This is a genomic window from Polaromonas naphthalenivorans CJ2 (assembly GCF_000015505.1).
Taxonomy (GTDB): domain Bacteria; phylum Pseudomonadota; class Gammaproteobacteria; order Burkholderiales; family Burkholderiaceae_C; genus Polaromonas; species Polaromonas naphthalenivorans.
Genome location: NC_008758.1, coordinates 58,292 through 76,121, shown reverse-complemented (window position 1 = coordinate 76,121; position 17,830 = coordinate 58,292). Strand labels below are relative to the sequence as shown.

Sequence of the window (17,830 nt, the reverse complement as noted above, 5' to 3'; positions counted from 1 at the left end):
CTCCTAGATCGGATTCCAAGGCAGGACGCAGCGCGGCACAAACGTTGCGGATGGCAACAGCATTGCCCATCGATGCAGGCAGTGCTGCAGCGCCTGGCGTAACGCGGCACTGGCTGGCACAAGGTCTCGTCCGGCGAGGGCGTCGTACAACACCGTGCCGGTGCCCCCGAGAGCAAAAGAAAAAATCAGGCTCTCGATGTCGAATCCGGTGCGTTGGGCCAGATTGAAGAGGCTGGGCGGATTCCAGTATTCAGGCACGAAGATCAGCTCCGTGAGCCCGAACAGCGTGATCGCGAGATTGGCGGCCACATGACCGCACGAAGTGGCGGCCGGGCCAAGTAGAGGACAGCCCAGGAAATCAGAAAGGCGCTTGACCAGATGAGCCAAACGTAATGCGGCTTCACCGCGCGTGTCCCGGTGGACTGAGCGCTCGACTGGCGGGCGCGTTCATAACCAACCGTTCCTGAATCCTGCCCGCCTCAGCCCGCTTACGATGGCAGGGCAAGCTCTCATCAACCGCCAAAGTAATCCTGACCGGTAGTTCTCGCACATCAGCACGACTGGGCCCAAATTGATGCCGAAGTGATAGGGCGATGTCCAGCCCACGTGGCCATCGCTTTCAGCCTCGTCCGAGAAGCTCAGGTTGAAACTGCACCTGAAGCAGTATTCGCCAGTGACCTGTGGATAGACGTCCTGAAAATGCTGCAGTGTCGGCAGCACGATCTCAGGCGCAAAAGGCAGCGATGCGGCCACGGCCCAGGGTGCGACGGTCCCGTCGTCGGGTCCGTACGGTGCGCCGCGTGCCACATAGTCGAAGAACGAACGCTCTATGCCCTTGATGCGGCGCGTCGTCGAGCCTGGCCCATCGCTCGCGGTCAGACCCCAGAAGTTTTCACCGTAGCCCGCAAAGTCCAGCGGGTTGCGGATGGCGTACTCCCGCTGCACGTAGGTCGCGCGGCGGCTGTTCTCGCAGTAGTCGATGCCCTTGTCGCGCGCGAAGACGTCCTGGATGCCGCGCAGGTCCAGCCAGATGTGCGAATACTGGTGGATGAAAAGTGGGCCGCCATAGAGCAGCTCGTGGCCGTAGATCGTCTTCCACTCGTAAGTTGAGGTCCAGGCTGCGTAGCTCTCGGCCGACAGCGGGTGCGTCGGCGAGCCTAGTCCCAGCACGTATAGCAAGGTGGCTTCATCGTAGCCGCTCCAGCGGTAGGGCAGGAAGCCGGCTTCGGGTCTCCACCCATGCGTTACGGTCGCTGCCCCGTTGCAAGCCCATGCCCAATCGACCCGGCAGTACAGCGCGTCGGCCAGCGTGCGCACTGCTTGTTCGTCTTCGTCCTCGTGGTCGAAGTACGCAGCGGCGGCCAACATGCCGGCAATGAGGAATGTGCTGTCGATGGTGGACAGCTCGCACAAGCCCGCGCGGTGACCCGTGCTCATGTCGAGAAAGTGGTAGTAGAAGCCTTTGTACCCGGTCGCGTCGGGCGCAGTTCCTTGTGGGCTGGCCCAGAAGAACCGCAGCACCGCCAGCGTGCGGGCCAGCGCATCCGCGCGCGTCATCCAGCCACGCTCGACCCCCACCGGATAAACCGCCAGCGCAAAGCCCACGGCGGCGATGCTTGCGGGCGAGCCCGGCTGCGATTTGTCGGCGACGAGCCCGTTCGCAAGGTTGGTCTCGCGCAAAAAATACTCGAAGGCATGCCGCTGCAATGCGTCCAGCCGTGTTTCACCGAAGTTCAGCGAAATCGCATGTTGCTGCACAGGAGGGGTCACGAGTCTCAACCTTCCGGGGGCCTCGCAAGCCCTACAGCAGCCACCCCGTCTGAAAAACTGGCTGCAGCCTTGGCCAGCTCGAAAATATCAACCCACTGTCGGTAGCGCCGGGCGATTTCAGCCACAGCAACCTCGCGAGTGATTTTCTTGTCGCGTACGGCGACCAGCGGCTCCCAGAAGGTGGTCCGCCCCACCGCGAAGCCGATGAAACCGGCTACGCCCGCTGCGGTGGCCAGCCAAGCGCGAACGTGCTGCTCGTTCTCACCGCGCCCGAGCACGATGAAGCCCACGTTCGCGCGCCCGTCGCGCCGCGCCATCGAGACGAGGCGCTCGCAGTCGCCTTGGTTGTCGAGGCCCTCGACTTTCCAGACATCGGCTTCGACCCCCGCATCCTGCAGCTCGCGCAGGGCGTGCAGCATCAGTGCGGGCCGGACCTTGCGGTCGTAGGCTTGGACGTCCCCGCCGAGTGCTTCAAGCTGTGTGGGCGTTGCGGGCACCAGCAGCTCGAACATGAATCTTGATGGGCCACCACCGAGGTATTCGGACAGTCTCCGAAGACGCGACGCCTGGCGGCGGTTCATGGCCGCATCGCCTTCGGGGTTGTAGCGCACCAGCACCTTGCAAAAGGTCGGCGCAAAGGCCCGGATGTGCCGCGCGAAGTCGTCGCCGAACTCGAAGTCAAATTCGTCCTGCCCGCTCTTCTCGGCGGGGACGCAGGTGATGATTCCGCTGCGTTTTGCATCGCGCAGGATCTCTTCGCCAAAGTGTGCATCAACCAGGATGCCGGCCTTGTCCTTGTCAACACCGCCTGCCACTGCGGCCGTGAAGCCGTCATAAATCACGCGCTTGGCAGCGGTGATTTGCGCGATCTGCTCAGGCTTGAGCGCGCCGTGCCAGCCGAACATGCCGCTCACGAAAGACGCGCGGTGATCGAAAGGCAGGATGTACAACGGTTGGGTATAGCCTATGGGCATGATTTGGGCACCTATTCTGTAGCGGCTCGCTCATAACACGAACCGCTTTTCAGGCCATTCGGTGGTATCGGGAGGTTTCTCAAGAAAGTGATCTTCGAGTTGCCTCCTCACCAACTGGATGCCGCTGGACTCGCGACCTTCAAATTCCGAGGCCTTGAATGCCGTTTCCATCTCCGCAGTGGAATGGTTGTGGGTCATTGAACGGACTCCTTCAATGAAGTTGGGCGTGGCTGCATCGCGAATGCGCAATCATAGTCTTGTGCACTCAAAGTACGTGTTCATGCGCGAAGCGTCTGTGCGGTGGCGCACCCTCGGGAAAGATGAATGTGGCGACGCCATGCGAGGAAAGTGATCACGTCATGCGGGCGGATTAATCGCCTGCACGGTTCAGCCATTTAGCCCTTGGGCGTTTGGCAATGTGCGCCAACGTATTGACTGACCCCGGCTGGGCCGCTACAGTAACACTTCGTCCCGGCACCGACATGCCCAAAGTGAAATTGCTCTCGATGGTCATTCATGTCTGGCGTGCGGCGTAGGTGATTGGCGCTAAGGACAAGCAGATGCAGCTCGGAATGATCGGTTTGGGACGAATGGGCGCGAGCATGGTTCGGCGCCTGCTGGCGAAGGGTCACGGGTGTGTCGTGCACGACCGGCAGCCTGCGGTGGTGGCTAGACTGCAGAGTGACGGTGCCGAAGGCGCAGCGTCGCTTGCCGAACTGGTCTCGAAAATGACTCGCCCGCGGGCGATCTGGCTGATGGTGCCGGCTGGCGCCGTGGACCAGGCACTCGCCGATTTGGTCACGCATCTGGACGCGGGCGACATCGTGATCGACGGCGGCAATTCGTATTACCGCGATGACATTCGACGCGCCAAGGATCTGGCCGCAGCGGGGCTTCACCATGTCGATGTCGGCACCAGTGGCGGCGTTGCCGGTCAGGCGCGTGGTTACTGCCTGATGATCGGCGGCGAAGCCGATGTTGTGAAACGCCTGGAACCTGTGTTCATGGCGCTGGCGCCGGGTGTAGGCGCCGCACCGCGCACGCCCGGACGCAGCGGCGGTCACGCCAGTGCCGAGCAAGGTTTCCTGCACTGCGGACCGCACGGCGCTGGCCACTTCGTCAAGATGGTTCACAACGGCATCGAATACGGCGTGATGGCAGCCTATGCCGAGGGGCTTAACATCCTGCGAAACGCCAATGTCGGCAAAGGTACACAGACGGCCGATGCCGAAACCACGCCGCTGCGCGATCCCGAGTTCTACCAATATGAGATGAACCTGCCCGACATCACCGAGGTCTGGCGCCGCGGCAGCGTGATCGGCTCGTGGTTGCTAGATTTGACGGCCGGCGCATTGCTGCACGACCCCCAGCTTGGGGCCTACGGCGGACGTGTCTCCGATTCGGGGGAAGGCCGCTGGACGCTGCAGGCGGCGATCGACGAAGCGGTGCCCACGCATGTGCTCAGCGCCGCCTTGTACCAGCGTTTCGCTTCGCGTGGCGAAGCCGGCTTTGCCAACCAGGTGCTGTCGGCCATGCGCCACGAATTTGGTGGCCATGCCGAAAAAACCGTAGACGACTCGAAATGAGGCATCCGGTGTCACCCTGCCCGTGCTCGACTGCCGAGGGGCAGATATGAGCCCGAACACGACACCGGACGTGGTGTTCCTGCTGGACGTCGACAACACGCTGCTCGACAACGACCGGATCATCCTCGACCTTCGGCGCCACCTCGAGAGCACATTCGGCGTTGCCAGTTCGGGCCGCTACTGGGCCATCTTCGAAGAACTGCGCGAGGAACTGGGCTACGCCGATTACCTCGGTGCGCTACAGCGCTACCGGGCTAACGCCGAACACGGCGTGTCGGCCGATGAGCGGCTGCTGCTGATGGCGGCCTATCTTATCGACTACCCCTTCGCCGAGCGACTGTATCCGCGTGCGCTTGAGGTCATTGCCCACCTCGACCGGTTCGGCCCGACGGTGATCCTCTCCGACGGTGACGTCGTATTCCAGCCGCGCAAGGTTCAGCGTTCGGGCTTGTGGGATGCGGTCGGTGGCCGCGTGCTGATCTACGTTCACAAGGAGCAGATGCTTGAAGCGGTTCAGCGTCAACATCCGGCGCGCCATTACGTCATGGTCGACGACAAGGTGCGGCTGCTGGCGGCAGTGAAAGCGGTCCTGGGCAATCGCCTGACGACCGTGTTCCCGCGCCAGGGACATTACGCCCTCGACCCGGTCAACGCGAGCCTGTACCCGACGCCTGATGTCACGGTCGAGCACATCGGCGATCTGGTCGATGCGGATGCCGCCACGCTGCTGCGGCTACCCAACGCTTCGCATACCGGTCAGTAGCTTGCGTGCGCGTGCAGCTACGTTGTCGACGGTGAAGCCGTATTCGCGCAGCAGGATGTCGGCCGGAGCGGACGCGCCAAAGCGTTCAACGCCGAGCACATCGCCGCGGTCGCCGACATAGCGATGCCAGCCCTGAGTCATGCCCAGTTCCACCGCCAGCCGCGCTGGCACGGTTGGCGGCAATACGCCGTCGCGGTAGCTCTGCGGCTGGGCATCGAACAGGTCCCAGCTCGGCATCGACACGCAGCGCACGGCAATGCCTTCGCTTTGCAACCGCTCGGCGGCGGCCAGGATCAGGGCGACCTCCGAGCCACTGGCGATGAGGATCAACACCGGCGGCTGGTCATTCGCATCGTTGAGCACATAGGCGCCACGACGCAGCCCTTCGGCGCTCGCATAACGGCTGCGGTCCAGCGTGGGCACCTCCTGCCGGGTCAGCGCCAGCAACACAGGACGCTGTCGGCTTTCCACCGCCACCTTCCAGGCCACTTCGGTTTCATTGGCGTCGGCCGGGCGGATCACGGTGAGCCCCGGAATCGCGCGCAGGCTGGCCAGCTGCTCCACCGGCTGGTGCGTGGGGCCGTCTTCGCCGACGGCCAGGCTGTCGTGGGTGAACACGTAAACGACATGCAGCTTCATCAGCGCCGCCAGCCGGATTGCCGGGCGCATGTAATCGCTGAAGATCAGGAAGGTGGCGCCAAACGGGATGAAACCGCCGTGCGCAGCCAGGCCGTTAACGATGGCGCCCATCGCGTGTTCGCGCACGCCGAAGTGCAGGTTGCGGCCAGCAGGGCTCCAGCCGCCGCTGTCGGCGCCCTGGGTGTCGTCGGTCTGGGTCACGGGAGGATTGAAATCGCCACCCCCTTTGAGCGCGGTTTTGGTTGAAGGGTCCAGGTCGGCCGAGCCGCCGGTCAACGCGGGCAGCCGCTGGGCCATTGCATTCATCACCTTGGCCGACGCAGCTCGCGTGGCCATGCCCTTGGCATCAGCAGGAAATGTCGGGATGTCGGCGTCCCAGCCGGAGGGCAGTTCGCCGCGCAGACTGCACTGCAGTTCTGCTGCCAGGTCCGGAAAATCCAGCGCGTAGGCCTGCATGCGTTGGCTCCACGTTGCCTCGGCGTTCTGCCCGCGCGCGAGCGCCTGCCGCATGTGCGCGAGCGCCGGCTCGGGTATCAGGAATGGCGACTCGGTGGGCCAGCCAAGGCGCTGCTTCGTCAGCCGAACCTCTTCAACGCCAAGCGGCGAACCGTGGGCTTCGAAACTGTCGTGCTTGTTAGGCGAGCCGTAGCCGATGTGCGTGCGCACCAGGATCAGCGACGGCCTTGAGGCCTGCGACCGCGCCGCTTGCAGCGCTGCAGCGATCGCCTCGACATCGTTGCCATCCGCCACCGCCACGGTATGCCAGCCACAGGCTTCGAATCGAGCAGCCCGATCTTCCGTGAATGCCATGTCGGTGCCGGCAGAAAGCGTCACGCGGTTGTCGTCGTAAAGGCAGACCAGCTTGCCGAGCCTCAGATGCCCGGCCAGCGAAGTGGCTTCGGCCGCCACACCTTCCATCAGGTCGCCGTCACCGACGATCACATAGGTGTGGTGATCGATGACCGCGTGTCCCGGCCGGTTATAGCGTGCCGCGAGTTGCGCTTCGCCGATCGCCATACCAACCGCGTTTGCGAAGCCCTGGCCCAGCGGCCCTGTGGTGACTTCGACGCCTGGGGTGTGCCCGCGTTCCGGGTGGCCTGGCGCCTTGCTGCCCCATTGGCGAAAGGCCTTGATGTCGTCGAGCGAAAGGTCGTAGCCACTCAGATGCAGCAGACTGTAAAGCAGTGCCGATCCGTGACCGACGGAGAGCACGAAACGGTCTCGGTCGGCCCAGTCGGGGTTCGCAGGATTGCATTTGAGAAACTGCGTCCATAACGCATAGGCCATGGGCGCGGCGCCCAAGGGCATACCGGGATGGCCGCTGTTGGCCCTTTGCACGGCATCTACCGAGAGGAAACGCAGGGTGTCGATGCACTGCTGGTCGAGTGTGTTCGTCATGGGAGCTCCAATATGGTCGTTCAGTTGGGCGGTTGCGTCAGCTGCCAGGTGCGCCAAGCGATCAGTTCTTCTTCCTGTGCCGGAGATACCCGGGTCATTGCTTTGTGAATGCCCAGCACTTCGAGTCCCTCGCAGATGAAAGCGCGCGTCGAAGCATCGTTCTCGCCGATACCACCCGTGAACACCAGGAGGTCCACGCCGCCCAGCACGACCGCCATCGCGGCAATCTGCTTGCGCACGGAAGCGCAGAACATGGCGATGGCCAGCCGCGCATCAGCGCCCGACGCGGAAGTCGACGCTGCGGCCGCATGAAGCTCGCGCATGTCGCCGCTGAGGCCGGAAATCCCGAGCAGGCCCGAGCGCTGATCGATCAGTGCTTCGAGCTGGGCTGCGTCATAGCCATGCTCGCGAACCACATACGCCAGCACGCCCGGGTCGATGTCGCCGCAGCGTGTGCTCATGATCACGCCGCCTGTCGGCGTCAGCCCCATGCTGGTGTCTACCGATGCCCCCTGGGCTACCGCAGTGACGCTGGCGCCGTGGCCCAGATGGGCAATCACCACGCGCGGCGGCAAATCACTGCCCAGTTGCCGCACGATCGATTCGCCCGACAGGCCGTGGAAACCGTAGCGTTCGATGCCCAGCGCGCGCAGCTCGCGCGGGAGGGGAAGCGTGCGGGCCACGTCCGGCATGCCGGCATGGAACGCTGTGTCGAGACACGCCACCTGCGCGATGCCGGAGAAGCACGCCTGCGCCGCTCTCACCAGCGCCAGTGCGGGCGGCACGTGCAGGGGCGCGAACGCGGTCGCCGCTTCCAGTTGCCACATCACCGCAGCGTCGATCAAAGTATGGCGGCGGCACTGCGGTCCCCCATGAACGATGCGGTGGCCAACCGCAATGGGCGCGGGCAAGCCCTGCGCTTCCATGCGCTGCGCAATACGGGCGACCGCTGCCTGCGGCTTCGCAAGCGTTTCTTCCGCTCCGGACAGCAGCACGCGGCTACCGCTCGCGCCCACCATGAAAAAGCCGAACTTGAGCGACGACGAGCCCGCGTTCAAGGCCAGCACGGGCCGACCCAGGTCATCGCTCATGCTGGCCAGCGCCAGTCACGCACTTCCGGCAAGTCCTCACCGTGTTCGCTGATGTAGGCCTTGTGCCGCGTGATGCTCGCCTCATATCGCCGGGTGGCGTCGTCCACAAGATGCGCCAGTCGCGGGATACGGCGTATGGCATCGAGCGCCAGCTGATAGCGGTCGATGTTGTTCAGCACCACCATGTCGAACGCCGTGGTCGTCGTGCCTTCTTCCTTGTAGCCGCGCACATGCAGGTTGTCGTGGTTGTGGCGGCGGTAGGTGAGGCGGTGGATCAGCCCGGGGTAACCGTGGAAGGCGAACACGACGGGCCGGTCCAGCGTGAACATGGCATCGAACGCGTCATCGTCCAGGCCGTGCGGATGCTCGGATTGCGGCTGTAATGCCATCAGATCGACCACATTCACGACACGGATGCGGATGTCCGGCACATACCCGCGCAGCAGCGCGACGGCAGCCAGCGTTTCGAGCGTCGGCACGTCGCCGGCGCAGGCCATCACCACATCGGGCCCACCTTGGGCATCACCGGAATCGTTGCTGGCCCACGGCCAGATGCCGGCGCCTACTGCGCAGTGGTGTGCGGCCGACTCGATATCGAGCCACTGCAACGCCGGTGCCTTGCCGGCGATGATCAGGTTCACGTAGTTGCGGCTGCGCAGGCAGTGGTCGGCAATCGAGAGCAGGCAGTTCGCGTCGGGTGCCAGATAGATGCGCACCACGTCGGCTTTCTTGTTCGCCACCACATCGATGAAGCCCGGGTCCTGGTGCGAAAAGCCGTTGTGGTCCTGCTGCCAGACATGCGAGGTAAGCAGGTAGTTGAGCGACGCGATGGGCAAGCGCCACGGAATCTGCCGGCACACCTCCAGCCACTTGGCATGCTGGTTGAACATCGAGTCGATGATGTGCACGAACGCCTCGTAGCACGAGAACAGGCCATGACGCCCGGTCAGCAGATAGCCTTCGAGCCAGCCCTCGCACAGGTGTTCGCTCAGCACTTCCATCACCCGGCCGTCGGCTGAAAGATTGAGGTCGACCGCGTCGATGCCGGCCATCCACGCCTTGCCGGCGACTTCCACCACCGCACCGAGCCGGTTGGATGCAGTTTCGTCAGGCCCGAAGAGGCGGAAGTTGGCGCTACCGGTGTTCCTGCGCATCACCTCGGCGAGGAAGGTTCCGAGCACGCGCGTGGACTCACCCATCGTGCCGCCTGGCACCGAAACCGGCACCGCGAAGTCGCGGAAGTCCGGCATGACCAGCGGTGCGAGCAATGCACCGCCGTTGGCATGCGGATTGGCGCCCATGCGCCTGTTGCCGGTGGGTGCGAGTGCTGCGAATTCTTCGCGGAAGCGGCCATTGGCGTCGAACAGTTCCTGCGGCGCATAGCTGCGCATCCAGTCTTCGAGCTGGCGGATGTGCTCGGCGTTGGTGAACTGCGTGATCGGCACCTGGTGCGCCCGCCACGTCCCTTCCACCGGCAGGCCATCGACCTCCTTGGGGCCGGTCCAACCCTTGGGCGTCTGCAACACGATCATCGGCCAGCGCGGAAGTGACGCCGGTATGGGCGCATGCGGCGCACGCGCGGCAGCCTGAATGGTGTGGATCTGCGCAAGGACGGCATCCAGCGTCTGCGCCAGTTGCTGGTGCACCGTCATCGGATCGTCGCCGACCACGAAGTGCGGCTCGTGGCCGTAGCCTCGCAGCAAGGCCGTCAGATCCTCCCGGCCGATGCGCGCCAGCACGGTGGGGTTGGCGATCTTGAAGCCGTTGAGGTGCAGGATTGGCAGCACCGCGCCATCGCGCGCCGGGTTCAAGAACTTGTTCGAATGCCAGCTTGTCGCCAGCGCGCCGGTTTCTGCTTCACCGTCACCGACGATGCAAGCCACGATCAGATCGGGGTTGTCGAATGCCGCGCCATACGCATGCGCCAGCGAGTAGCCCAGCTCGCCGCCTTCGTGGATCGAGCCCGGCGTTTCCGGCGCCACGTGGCTTGGAATGCCTCCCGGCCACGAGAACTGGCGAAACAGCTTGCGCATGCCGTCCCGGTCGCGCGAGATGTCGGGATAGGTTTCGGTGTAAGTGCCTTCCAGGTACGTACTCGCCACCAGCCCGGGTCCGCCGTGGCCGGGGCCGATGACATTGATCATGTCCAGATCGTGCTCCCTGATCAGGCGGTTCAGGTGCACGTACAGCAAGTTCAGGCCAGGTGTGGTGCCCCAATGTCCGAGCAGGCGCGGCTTGATGTGTGCCAGGGTCAGCGGCTCTTCGAGCAGCGGGTTGGCGTGCAGGTAGATCTGCCCCACCGAGAGGTAGTTGGCAGCGCGCCACCAGGCGTGCATCTTGCGCAGGAGGTCGGGGGTCAGGGTCGTCATGATGATTCCTTGGGTTCAATTGCGGCGTCCACGATGCGTTGTGCCTCTGCGAGCAGGCGGCGCAGGTGGGCGTCGCCCTGGAAGCTTTCCGCGTAAATCTTGTAGATGTCTTCGGTGCCCGAAGGCCGCGCGGCGAACCAGCCGCTTTTTGCGCTGACCTTGATGCCGCCGATCGCCGCGTGGTTGCCGGGCGCCTGGTCGATCACGCTGGTGATGGGCTCGCCTGCCAGTTCAGTCTGCACGATCTGCTTGGGCGTCAGTCTTGCCAAGGCCTGCTTCTGCGCCGTGTTTGCCGGGGCATCGATGCGATCCGCAAAGAATTCTCCGAACTCAGTGCACAGCTCGCTGTACCGGGCGCCCGGGTCGCGCCCGGATCGGGCGGTGATCTCGGCCGACAGCAGCGCCGCCGCGATGCCGTCCTTGTCTGTTGTCCACACCCTGCCGTCGCGGCGCAGGAAGGATGCGCCCGCGCTCTCTTCACAGCCCAAGCCCAGGCTGCCATCAAACAGGCCTGCTGCGAACCACTTGAAGCCGACCGGTGCTTCGAACAAGGTGCGGCCCAGGCGAGAAGCCACACGATCAATCATTGTGCTACTGACCACTGTCTTGCCGACTGCCGCCGTAGCGCTCCACTGCGGCCGGTGCTGAAACAGGTAGTCGATGGCGACGCTGAGGTAGTGGTTCGGCGCGAGCAGACCGCTGCTGGGCGTGACGATGCCGTGGCGGTCGTGATCGGTATCGCAGGCGAAGGCGATGTCGTAATGGTCCTTCAGACCGATCAAGCCTTGCATCGCGTAGCGGGACGACGGGTCCATGCGAATCTTGCCGTCCCAGTCTGCCGTCATGAATGCAAATTGCGGATCGACTTCTGTGTTGACCACCGTCAGGTCGAGCTGGTAGCGCTCGGCAATCTGCGCCCAGTAGTGCACGCCGGCGCCACCGAGCGGGTCAACGCCCAGGCGCAGGCCGGCGCTGCGGATCACATCGAAGTCAATCACGTTGCCGAGGTCGGCGACATACGCGCCCAAGAAGTCGTGTTCATGTGTCGTGGCGGCTTTTCGCGCCCGGGCCAGCGCCATGCGCTTGACCTCCTTGAGGCCGCCTTCGAGCAAGGCGTTGGCGCGCTCTTGCACCCAGCCGGTGATGTCGGCATCGGCCGGGCCCCCGTGGGGCGGGTTGTACTTGAAGCCGCCGCTGTCGGGCGGGTTGTGCGACGGCGTGATGACGATGCCGTCGGCCAGCCCGCTGCTTCGGCCCCGGTTGTAGACCAGGATCGCATGCGAGACCGCCGGCGTGGGCGTGAACTCGCCGCCACGCGCGACCATGGTCTGCACGCCATTGGCGGCCAGGACTTCCAGCGCGTCATCGAACGCTGGCTTTGAGAGTGCGTGCGTGTCCACACCGATAAACAACGGGCCGTCGATGCCTTTGCCCTTGCGGTACTCGCACAGGGCCTGCGTGATCGCCAGGACATGCCACGCATTGAAGCTGCCGTCGAACGACGTACCGCGATGACCCGAGGTGCCGAATGCCACGCGCTGCGCCGGCACGGTGGGGTCGGGCTGCAGATCGGCGTACGCGGCCAACAGGCCTTGTATGTCGACGAGCTTCGCTGCCGGAAGTGACTTGCCGGCGAGTGGGCTGATGATCTGGCTCATGTGCCGATGGCCGACGCAGGGGGAGCCGGCTTGAGCGCACCCGATTTTTCGGCGATTCGCTGCATGAGTTGCTGCCACGACTTGACGAAAGACTGCGCCCCGTCTTGCTGGAGTTTGGCGGCCAGTGTCGGGACATCCACACCCGCCCCGGTGATCTGCGCCAATACCGCTTCGGCGTCACCCCCGTCGGCTGGCATCACGCCCTGCAGTCGGCCGTGGTCGGCGAATGCATGCAAGGTCTTCTCAGGAAGGGTATTGATGGTGTCGGGTGCGGCCAGCGCGCTGACGTACAAGGTATCGGGTGCTGCAGGGTCCTTGGTGCCAGTGCTGGCCCACAGCAAGCGCTGAGGCTTTGCACCGGCGGCGGCGAGTTTCTGCCAGCGCGTCGAAGCCAGCAGGTCGCGGTAGGCCCGGTAGGTTTGCCGGGCCACCGCGATGCCGAGCTTGTGCTGCAACTCGGTGGGCAGTTGCGCGTTGCCAGCCACGTCCCAGCGGCTGATGAACAGCGAGGCGACCGAGCCCACGCGCAGATCGAGTCCCGCCGCGAGGCGCCGTTCGATGCCGCGCAGATAGGCTTCGGCAGCGGCCTGGTAGTGGGCGCAGGAAAACAGCAGCGTCACATTGATGGGGATGCCGAGAAAGATCGCTTGCTCGATCGCTGCTATCCCTTGCGGCGTGCCAGGAATCTTCACGAACAGGTTGGCGCGCTGGGCCTGGTCGTGGATCTGGCGGGCTGCTGCGATGGAGCCTGCGGTGTCAACGGCCAGCAGCGGCGAGACTTCCATCGAGACCCAGCCATCGGCCTGATCGGTGGCGTCGAACACCGGCCGGAACAGGTCGGCCGCGCGTCGCAGGTCTTCCAGCGCCAGCTCTGTGAACAGCGCTTCACCGGCCAGCCCGGCCAGCGTCTTGGCGTGGATGGCCGCGTCGTAGGCTTCGCCGCCGCCGATGGCGGCATCGAAGATGCTGGGGTTGGAGGTCAGGCCGGTGATCGAATCCTCAGCGATGTAGCGCGCCAGCGTGCCGTCGTCGAGCAGTGTGCGGGTGATGTTGTCCAGCCACAGGCTTTGGCCGAGATCGTGCAATTGGCGGGTCGATTTCATGGGGTCTCCGTTCTGGCCTGGGATGGGCCTGTTGATGATGCCGAGCCATAAGGTTCGTCGACGTTCAATTGCAGCCACAGCTCGAGCAGCGCCAGATGCCATAGCTTGCTGCCCTGGATGCGGGTGAACCAGGCTTCGGGTGCCGCGAGCAGCTTCTCAACATAGGCTCGTTGGTACAGGCCGCGCCGGATACAGGCGTCTGAATTGAGGATGCCACGCATGAAGGCCAGGAACTCGCCGCTCACGTGTTTCAGCACCGGCACCGGGAAATAGCCTTTCGGCCGGTCGATCACGGCGTCCGAAATCAAACCTCGGGAGATCGCCTTGAGCGGGAACTTGCCGCCCTGCCTGAGCTTGAGCTCCGGGGGCATGCGCGCTGCCAGCTCCACCAGTTCGTGGTCCAGGAATGGCACACGCGCTTCCAGGCCCCAGGCCATCGCCATGTTGTCCACGCGCTTGACGGGGTCGTCCACCACCAGCGTGGTGGCGTCGAAGCGCAGTACCTGATCGATGAAGGTGTCGGCCTGCGGCTGTGCCAAGGCTTTCGCCACCAGCGCGGCCGTCACGTCGGGCAGGTGATAAGCGGGAGTGACCATCTCAAGGTACTCGTCGTGGTCCCGATCAAAGTAGTGGGCGCTGAAGCGCGCCAAAGCCGAGCCCTTGGCGGCATCCATTCGGGGGTACCAGAAGTAGCCACCGAAGACTTCGTCGGCACCCTGGCCTGAAAGCACCACCTTCACCTGCTTAGAAACACGCTCGCCCAGCAGGTAAAAGGCGATCACGTCCTGGCTCACCATGGGTTCGGACATCTGCAATACCGCTTCGGGCAGGCGGCGCAGCACTTCGTCATAGGGAATGAGGTACTTGTGGTGGCGCGTTCCGAATTGTTCTGCCACCTGGTCGGAGAACTCGAATTCATCAGCCTTTTCGCCCCCTTCGCCCAGCGTCTCGAAACCCATCGAGAAGGTCTGCAGGTCGTCCACGTGGTCAGCCAGCAGGCCGACGAGCAGGCTGGAGTCCAGTCCACCGGAGAGCAGTACACCCACGGGTACATCGGCGGCGAGGCGGTGGCGTTCCACCGCCCGCACCAGCACCTCACGGGTGGCAGCCAGCCATTGCGCCTCGGACAGGGCTTGCGCCGGGCGCGTAGCATCGAGCTTCCAGTAGATGGCCTCTTCAATGTGGCCGGAGCCATTGATCGTCATCGTGGTAGCGGGGCCGAGCTTCCTGACACCCTTGAGGATGGTGCGCGGTGCGGGCACCACTGCATGCAGGGTGAAATGGTGGTGTAGCGCCACCGGGTCGATGCCCGTGTCCACACCGCCCGCTGCCAGCAGGGCCTGCAAGCTGGAGGCGAAGCGCAACCGCGATCCGTCCATCGTGTAGTACAGCGGTTTGATGCCGAAGCGGTCGCGCGCCATGAACAGGCGCGCATCGCGCTGGTCCCATACTGCAAAGGCAAACATGCCGAAGAAGCGCTGCACGCATTGCGCACCCCAGGCGTGATAGGCCTTCAGGATGACTTCGCTGTCGCTCTCGGAAAAGAACCGGTAGCCCATCGCGATGAGCTCGGCGCGCAGTTCCTTGTAGTTGTAGATCGTGCCGTTGAAGACCAGCACCAGCTTCAATTCCTCGTCGATCATGGGCTGGTCGCCGTCAGCGCTGAGGTCGATGATCGCCAGGCGGCGGTGGCCCAAGGCCAGCGCGCCGTCGCTGAAGATTCCGGCGTGGTCCGGGCCGCGTCGGGCGATCCTGTCAGACATGCGTTCGATCGCCGACATGTCGACCGTCGAACCGTCAAAGCGCAATTCACCGCAGATGCCGCACATGGGGACCTCGATTCTTCAGGAGAGATGAGGAACGGCGTCGCCGAATACCAGGGCGCGGATCTGCGCCCACTGGGCTTCGGTCGGGCTGGCCGGCACGTTGATCGTATGGGCCGCGAGCGGGTCCAGCCATCCATTGGCGTCGAATACCAGCCAGCTGCAAGTTTCGTTGACGACGGCCTCAGGTTGGCTGCAGGCCAGGCGCAGGTACCAGTCGACCAGGATGAAGCGACGGTCGGCGAACTCGCCTGCAGGTGCCTCGCCACGAGCGAGCGCCACGTAGCGCTCATGGTCCAGCGCCTGAACAGCGTCGTCGTCGAGCAGAAACAAGCGGCTTTCATGCTGCACCGGCGTGCAACCCATCATATGTCTGTCTGCCGGCCCTTCGTACACCGGCGCAAAGCCGCCGCCGGGGGTGCGAAAGTTTGTGGTCTGGCCCTGGTACAAACGCGCCGCCACCCACTGCACGCTGCCATCGTAGGTGTAGGTGCGCAGGTCGAACTTGTGCATTTGCACCGGTTCCTGGTTCGAGAGAGCACGTCCGCCGGGCGCCACCAGCGCCTGTGCCACATAGCCGCCGGCGAGGATTTCCTGCCAGACGCGCTGGGTGAGTTTGTCGCCCCGGTAGGCGGCACGGCCGCCGAACCCGGCGAAGGGCTTGAAGAACAGCCGTCGCCGGTCACGCCAGAGCCGCTCGGCTTGTTGCGGGTCTACAATTTGAGTATGGGGAATGCCGGCCAGCAGAACATCTTGTGTGGCCTGCGGCACGCCCAACGCCTGCAGCCGCGTTGCATCGCTGAGCAAGGTCAGATTGCGCTTGTCCGCGTACAGGGCATGCGCTCGCGGGTGCGGCGTGAGCACCATGGCGTTCGTCAGGTAAGCCTCTCGCAGCGTCGCGCTGGCGGGTTCGGCCAGCGAAAAATCGGTCAGACGGTTGTAGACAATGTCTATCGCCAGATCGCCGTGCCAGAGCACACCCCCCCGCAACGTGAACTCGGACGGGCCGGCGATCACCGCTTGTACCCCGTGCCGCTGAAACAATCGCTGGAACAGCAAAAATTCCGGGTAAAGGTACTGTTGCGCGGGGTTCTCGTCGACGATGGCGATGCTGCGCAACGGTCGCTCGTGTCCACTAAGCGACCACTCTCGACGAAACATCGACATGATGCTTTCCTCGAACGAACTGGCTGCGTCCGGTGACGGCTCCAGACCCTGCAGCGCCGCGCAACAAGCGCGTTGTGCCCGCGCCAGCACGGCGTTGAGCATCGCACCGCCCGCATTGGTGTTGATCTCGATGAGCCCGAAGGCACCTTCGGTGGCATGGAAGTCGTAGCCGAAGAACACGCCCTTGGCGCCACCGGGATCGTGCCGCGCAATGGTGGGTGCGGCGGCCAGAACCTCCTCGCGATAGGCCGGCAGCGCGACCACCGACTCGACGGCCTGCACTACTTGAGCCATGCGCCGCATGTGTTCGTGCGACAAAAAGACCGGGCGCGTCGCGAACAGGTAGGGGCAGCGCTGCTGGATCAAATCGAACAGGCCGGGCTGGCCGATCTCGGACTCCAGCGCCTGGCGCAGCGCCGCGGTGTCCAGGCTGATGCAGAAGCATTCGCTGTTCAGCACTTCCATCGAAATCGGGCCGGGCGGCAGGCCTGCGGATGCGATTGTCGAGGGGTTCGGTAGAGTATTCATGACAGAAGCCCACCCTCGACCCACCCCTGGAAGTGCTGGGCTCGTTCGACAAGATGGACCATCTCAGCAGCCGCATCCAGCGTTCTGGTGTGCTGAGTGAACCCTGATCTAGGTGAGATAAACGTGGCCATCTCGCGACCCAGCGCACGCTGTCGCTCAGGGGCTTGGGAAAGCAGCGAGATCACCAGGTTCTCCAGTGCAATCACACGAACGCGCAGACGCTCGAGTTCAGTGCTCATCGATTGAGGAACGTTCTTCGGCGCAGCGCTGTCAGACAGCAGCCGCCGCGCTCGCGCGCCTCCTTCGTTGTCCCACCTGGAAAGTGCGGCCTCGAGCTGCGAGGAGGATCGCGTCCGGTCTGCGCTCATGCCATCAGCGCTTGGCGTGGCGCATCAAGGTCAGGCACTCGGGTTGCCAAGGCTTGCCGCAGGTGATTCAGGGGTCGTGTGGCCATGATGTGTTCCTCAGGAAGTGACGGGATTGAACCGGCGCGCAAAGAAATTGTAGACCGGCACGTACACCAGACCGGCGTAGGCACCATAGAGAAAGCTTTCGACCAGCCCGATCAAGAAACCCTGCAGCGTGAGCCACTTGAAGCCCGGCAGCACCTGCTCGAGGAAGGCGTGCATGTGCAGGGTCTCCGGCGTCGCGAGACCGTAGGTCACGCAGACAACAAACGAGATCGCCGTCGTTGTGGCGAGCGCCCATGAAACAACTTTGATGTTCAGCATGAGATGCTCCTAGTGCTGGTGCGGGCCGCGCGTATTGGCGGGCGTCATTGGGCTGGATCCTTCCGGCCGCCCCGCTGGGACGGTGCTCGCATCGCGGCGACCACCCTGATCCGAGCCGTGGCCGCCATGGCCGCCGTGCCCAAACATGTGCATGGCCACGAAGGCCACTGCGAAAAGTATCCAGATCCAGTTCTGTGCGAGCCAGTCCATGTCTATCTCCTTGTGGTCAA

General features: G+C 64.0%; 16 protein-coding genes. 2 read left to right on the top strand and 14 right to left on the bottom strand.

The annotated features are described in order from the left end of the window. Positions 1-3: 3 nt before the first annotated feature. The 4 genes from PNAP_RS22380 to PNAP_RS27320 are packed head-to-tail and all read right to left on the bottom strand — an operon-like array spanning position 4 to position 2,942. Entirely contained in the window at positions 4-387 is a 384-nt protein-coding gene (locus PNAP_RS22380; RefSeq protein WP_011798188.1) for a hypothetical protein, read from the bottom strand. A 60-nt stretch (positions 388-447) separates the two neighbouring features. Continuing rightward, complete coding sequence (locus tag PNAP_RS22375; RefSeq protein ID WP_408633765.1) at positions 448-1,770, bottom strand: glucoamylase family protein; 1,323 nt, start codon at positions 1,768-1,770, stop codon at positions 448-450. A 5-nt stretch (positions 1,771-1,775) separates the two neighbouring features. Beyond that, the gene (locus PNAP_RS22370) at positions 1,776-2,744 is read right to left on the bottom strand and encodes a 2-deoxy-5-keto-D-gluconate 6-phosphate aldolase domain-containing protein (RefSeq protein WP_011798190.1); all 969 of its coding nucleotides are present in this window, start codon (positions 2,742-2,744) and stop codon (positions 1,776-1,778) included. Between the two features lie 30 nt (positions 2,745-2,774). Then, positions 2,775-2,942, bottom strand: coding sequence for a hypothetical protein (locus PNAP_RS27320; protein ID WP_157040497.1), 168 nt, complete (start codon positions 2,940-2,942; stop codon positions 2,775-2,777). A 362-nt stretch (positions 2,943-3,304) separates the two neighbouring features. Here PNAP_RS27320 and gnd point away from each other — a divergent pair, with 362 nt between their 5' ends. Together gnd and PNAP_RS22360 are read left to right on the top strand one after the other, a co-directional pair. Further along, a complete protein-coding gene (gene gnd, locus PNAP_RS22365; RefSeq protein ID WP_011798191.1) occupies positions 3,305-4,330 on the top strand; it encodes a phosphogluconate dehydrogenase (NAD(+)-dependent, decarboxylating) in 1,026 nt (341 codons plus the stop codon). Between the two features lie 46 nt (positions 4,331-4,376). Continuing rightward, entirely contained in the window at positions 4,377-5,093 is a 717-nt protein-coding gene (locus PNAP_RS22360) for an HAD family hydrolase (RefSeq protein WP_011798192.1), read from the top strand. Here the strand turns inward: PNAP_RS22360 and tkt are convergent. The 10 genes from tkt to PNAP_RS22310 form a co-directional block, all read right to left on the bottom strand. After that, positions 5,064-7,130 (bottom strand): transketolase, encoded by a 2,067-nt coding sequence (tkt, locus tag PNAP_RS22355; protein ID WP_011798193.1) that lies wholly within the window; start codon positions 7,128-7,130, stop codon positions 5,064-5,066. The two genes, PNAP_RS22360 and tkt, sit on opposite strands and share 30 nt — an antisense overlap. A gap of 20 nt (positions 7,131-7,150) precedes the next feature. Continuing rightward, complete coding sequence (locus PNAP_RS22350) at positions 7,151-8,221, bottom strand: acetate/propionate family kinase (RefSeq protein ID WP_011798194.1); 1,071 nt, start codon at positions 8,219-8,221, stop codon at positions 7,151-7,153. Then, complete coding sequence (locus PNAP_RS22345; protein ID WP_011798195.1) at positions 8,218-10,590, bottom strand: phosphoketolase family protein; 2,373 nt, start codon at positions 10,588-10,590, stop codon at positions 8,218-8,220. The genes PNAP_RS22350 and PNAP_RS22345 overlap by 4 nt, the downstream gene beginning before the upstream one ends. Continuing rightward, positions 10,587-12,248, bottom strand: coding sequence for a phosphoglucomutase (alpha-D-glucose-1,6-bisphosphate-dependent) (gene pgm / locus PNAP_RS22340; RefSeq protein ID WP_011798196.1), 1,662 nt, complete (start codon positions 12,246-12,248; stop codon positions 10,587-10,589). Before pgm ends, PNAP_RS22345 begins: the two co-directional genes overlap by 4 nt. Then, on the bottom strand, positions 12,245-13,351 hold the full coding sequence (gene tal / locus PNAP_RS22335; RefSeq protein ID WP_011798197.1) for a transaldolase: 1,107 nt from the start codon (positions 13,349-13,351) through the stop codon (positions 12,245-12,247). Before tal ends, pgm begins: the two co-directional genes overlap by 4 nt. Beyond that, entirely contained in the window at positions 13,348-15,180 is a 1,833-nt protein-coding gene (locus tag PNAP_RS22330) for an N-acetylglutaminylglutamine amidotransferase (RefSeq protein ID WP_011798198.1), read from the bottom strand. The genes tal and PNAP_RS22330 overlap by 4 nt, the downstream gene beginning before the upstream one ends. Before the next feature lie 15 nt (positions 15,181-15,195). Continuing rightward, the gene (locus tag PNAP_RS22325; RefSeq protein WP_011798199.1) at positions 15,196-16,869 is read right to left on the bottom strand and encodes a hypothetical protein; all 1,674 of its coding nucleotides are present in this window, start codon (positions 16,867-16,869) and stop codon (positions 15,196-15,198) included. Further along, entirely contained in the window at positions 16,866-17,237 is a 372-nt protein-coding gene (locus PNAP_RS22320; protein ID WP_041377656.1) for a hypothetical protein, read from the bottom strand. The genes PNAP_RS22325 and PNAP_RS22320 overlap by 4 nt, the downstream gene beginning before the upstream one ends. Before the next feature lie 96 nt (positions 17,238-17,333). Continuing rightward, the gene (locus PNAP_RS22315) at positions 17,334-17,600 is read right to left on the bottom strand and encodes a DUF5676 family membrane protein (protein ID WP_011798200.1); all 267 of its coding nucleotides are present in this window, start codon (positions 17,598-17,600) and stop codon (positions 17,334-17,336) included. Positions 17,601-17,609: 9 nt separating this feature from the next. Next, positions 17,610-17,810, bottom strand: coding sequence for a DUF2933 domain-containing protein (locus tag PNAP_RS22310; RefSeq protein WP_041377655.1), 201 nt, complete (start codon positions 17,808-17,810; stop codon positions 17,610-17,612). Positions 17,811-17,830 lie beyond the last annotated feature (20 nt).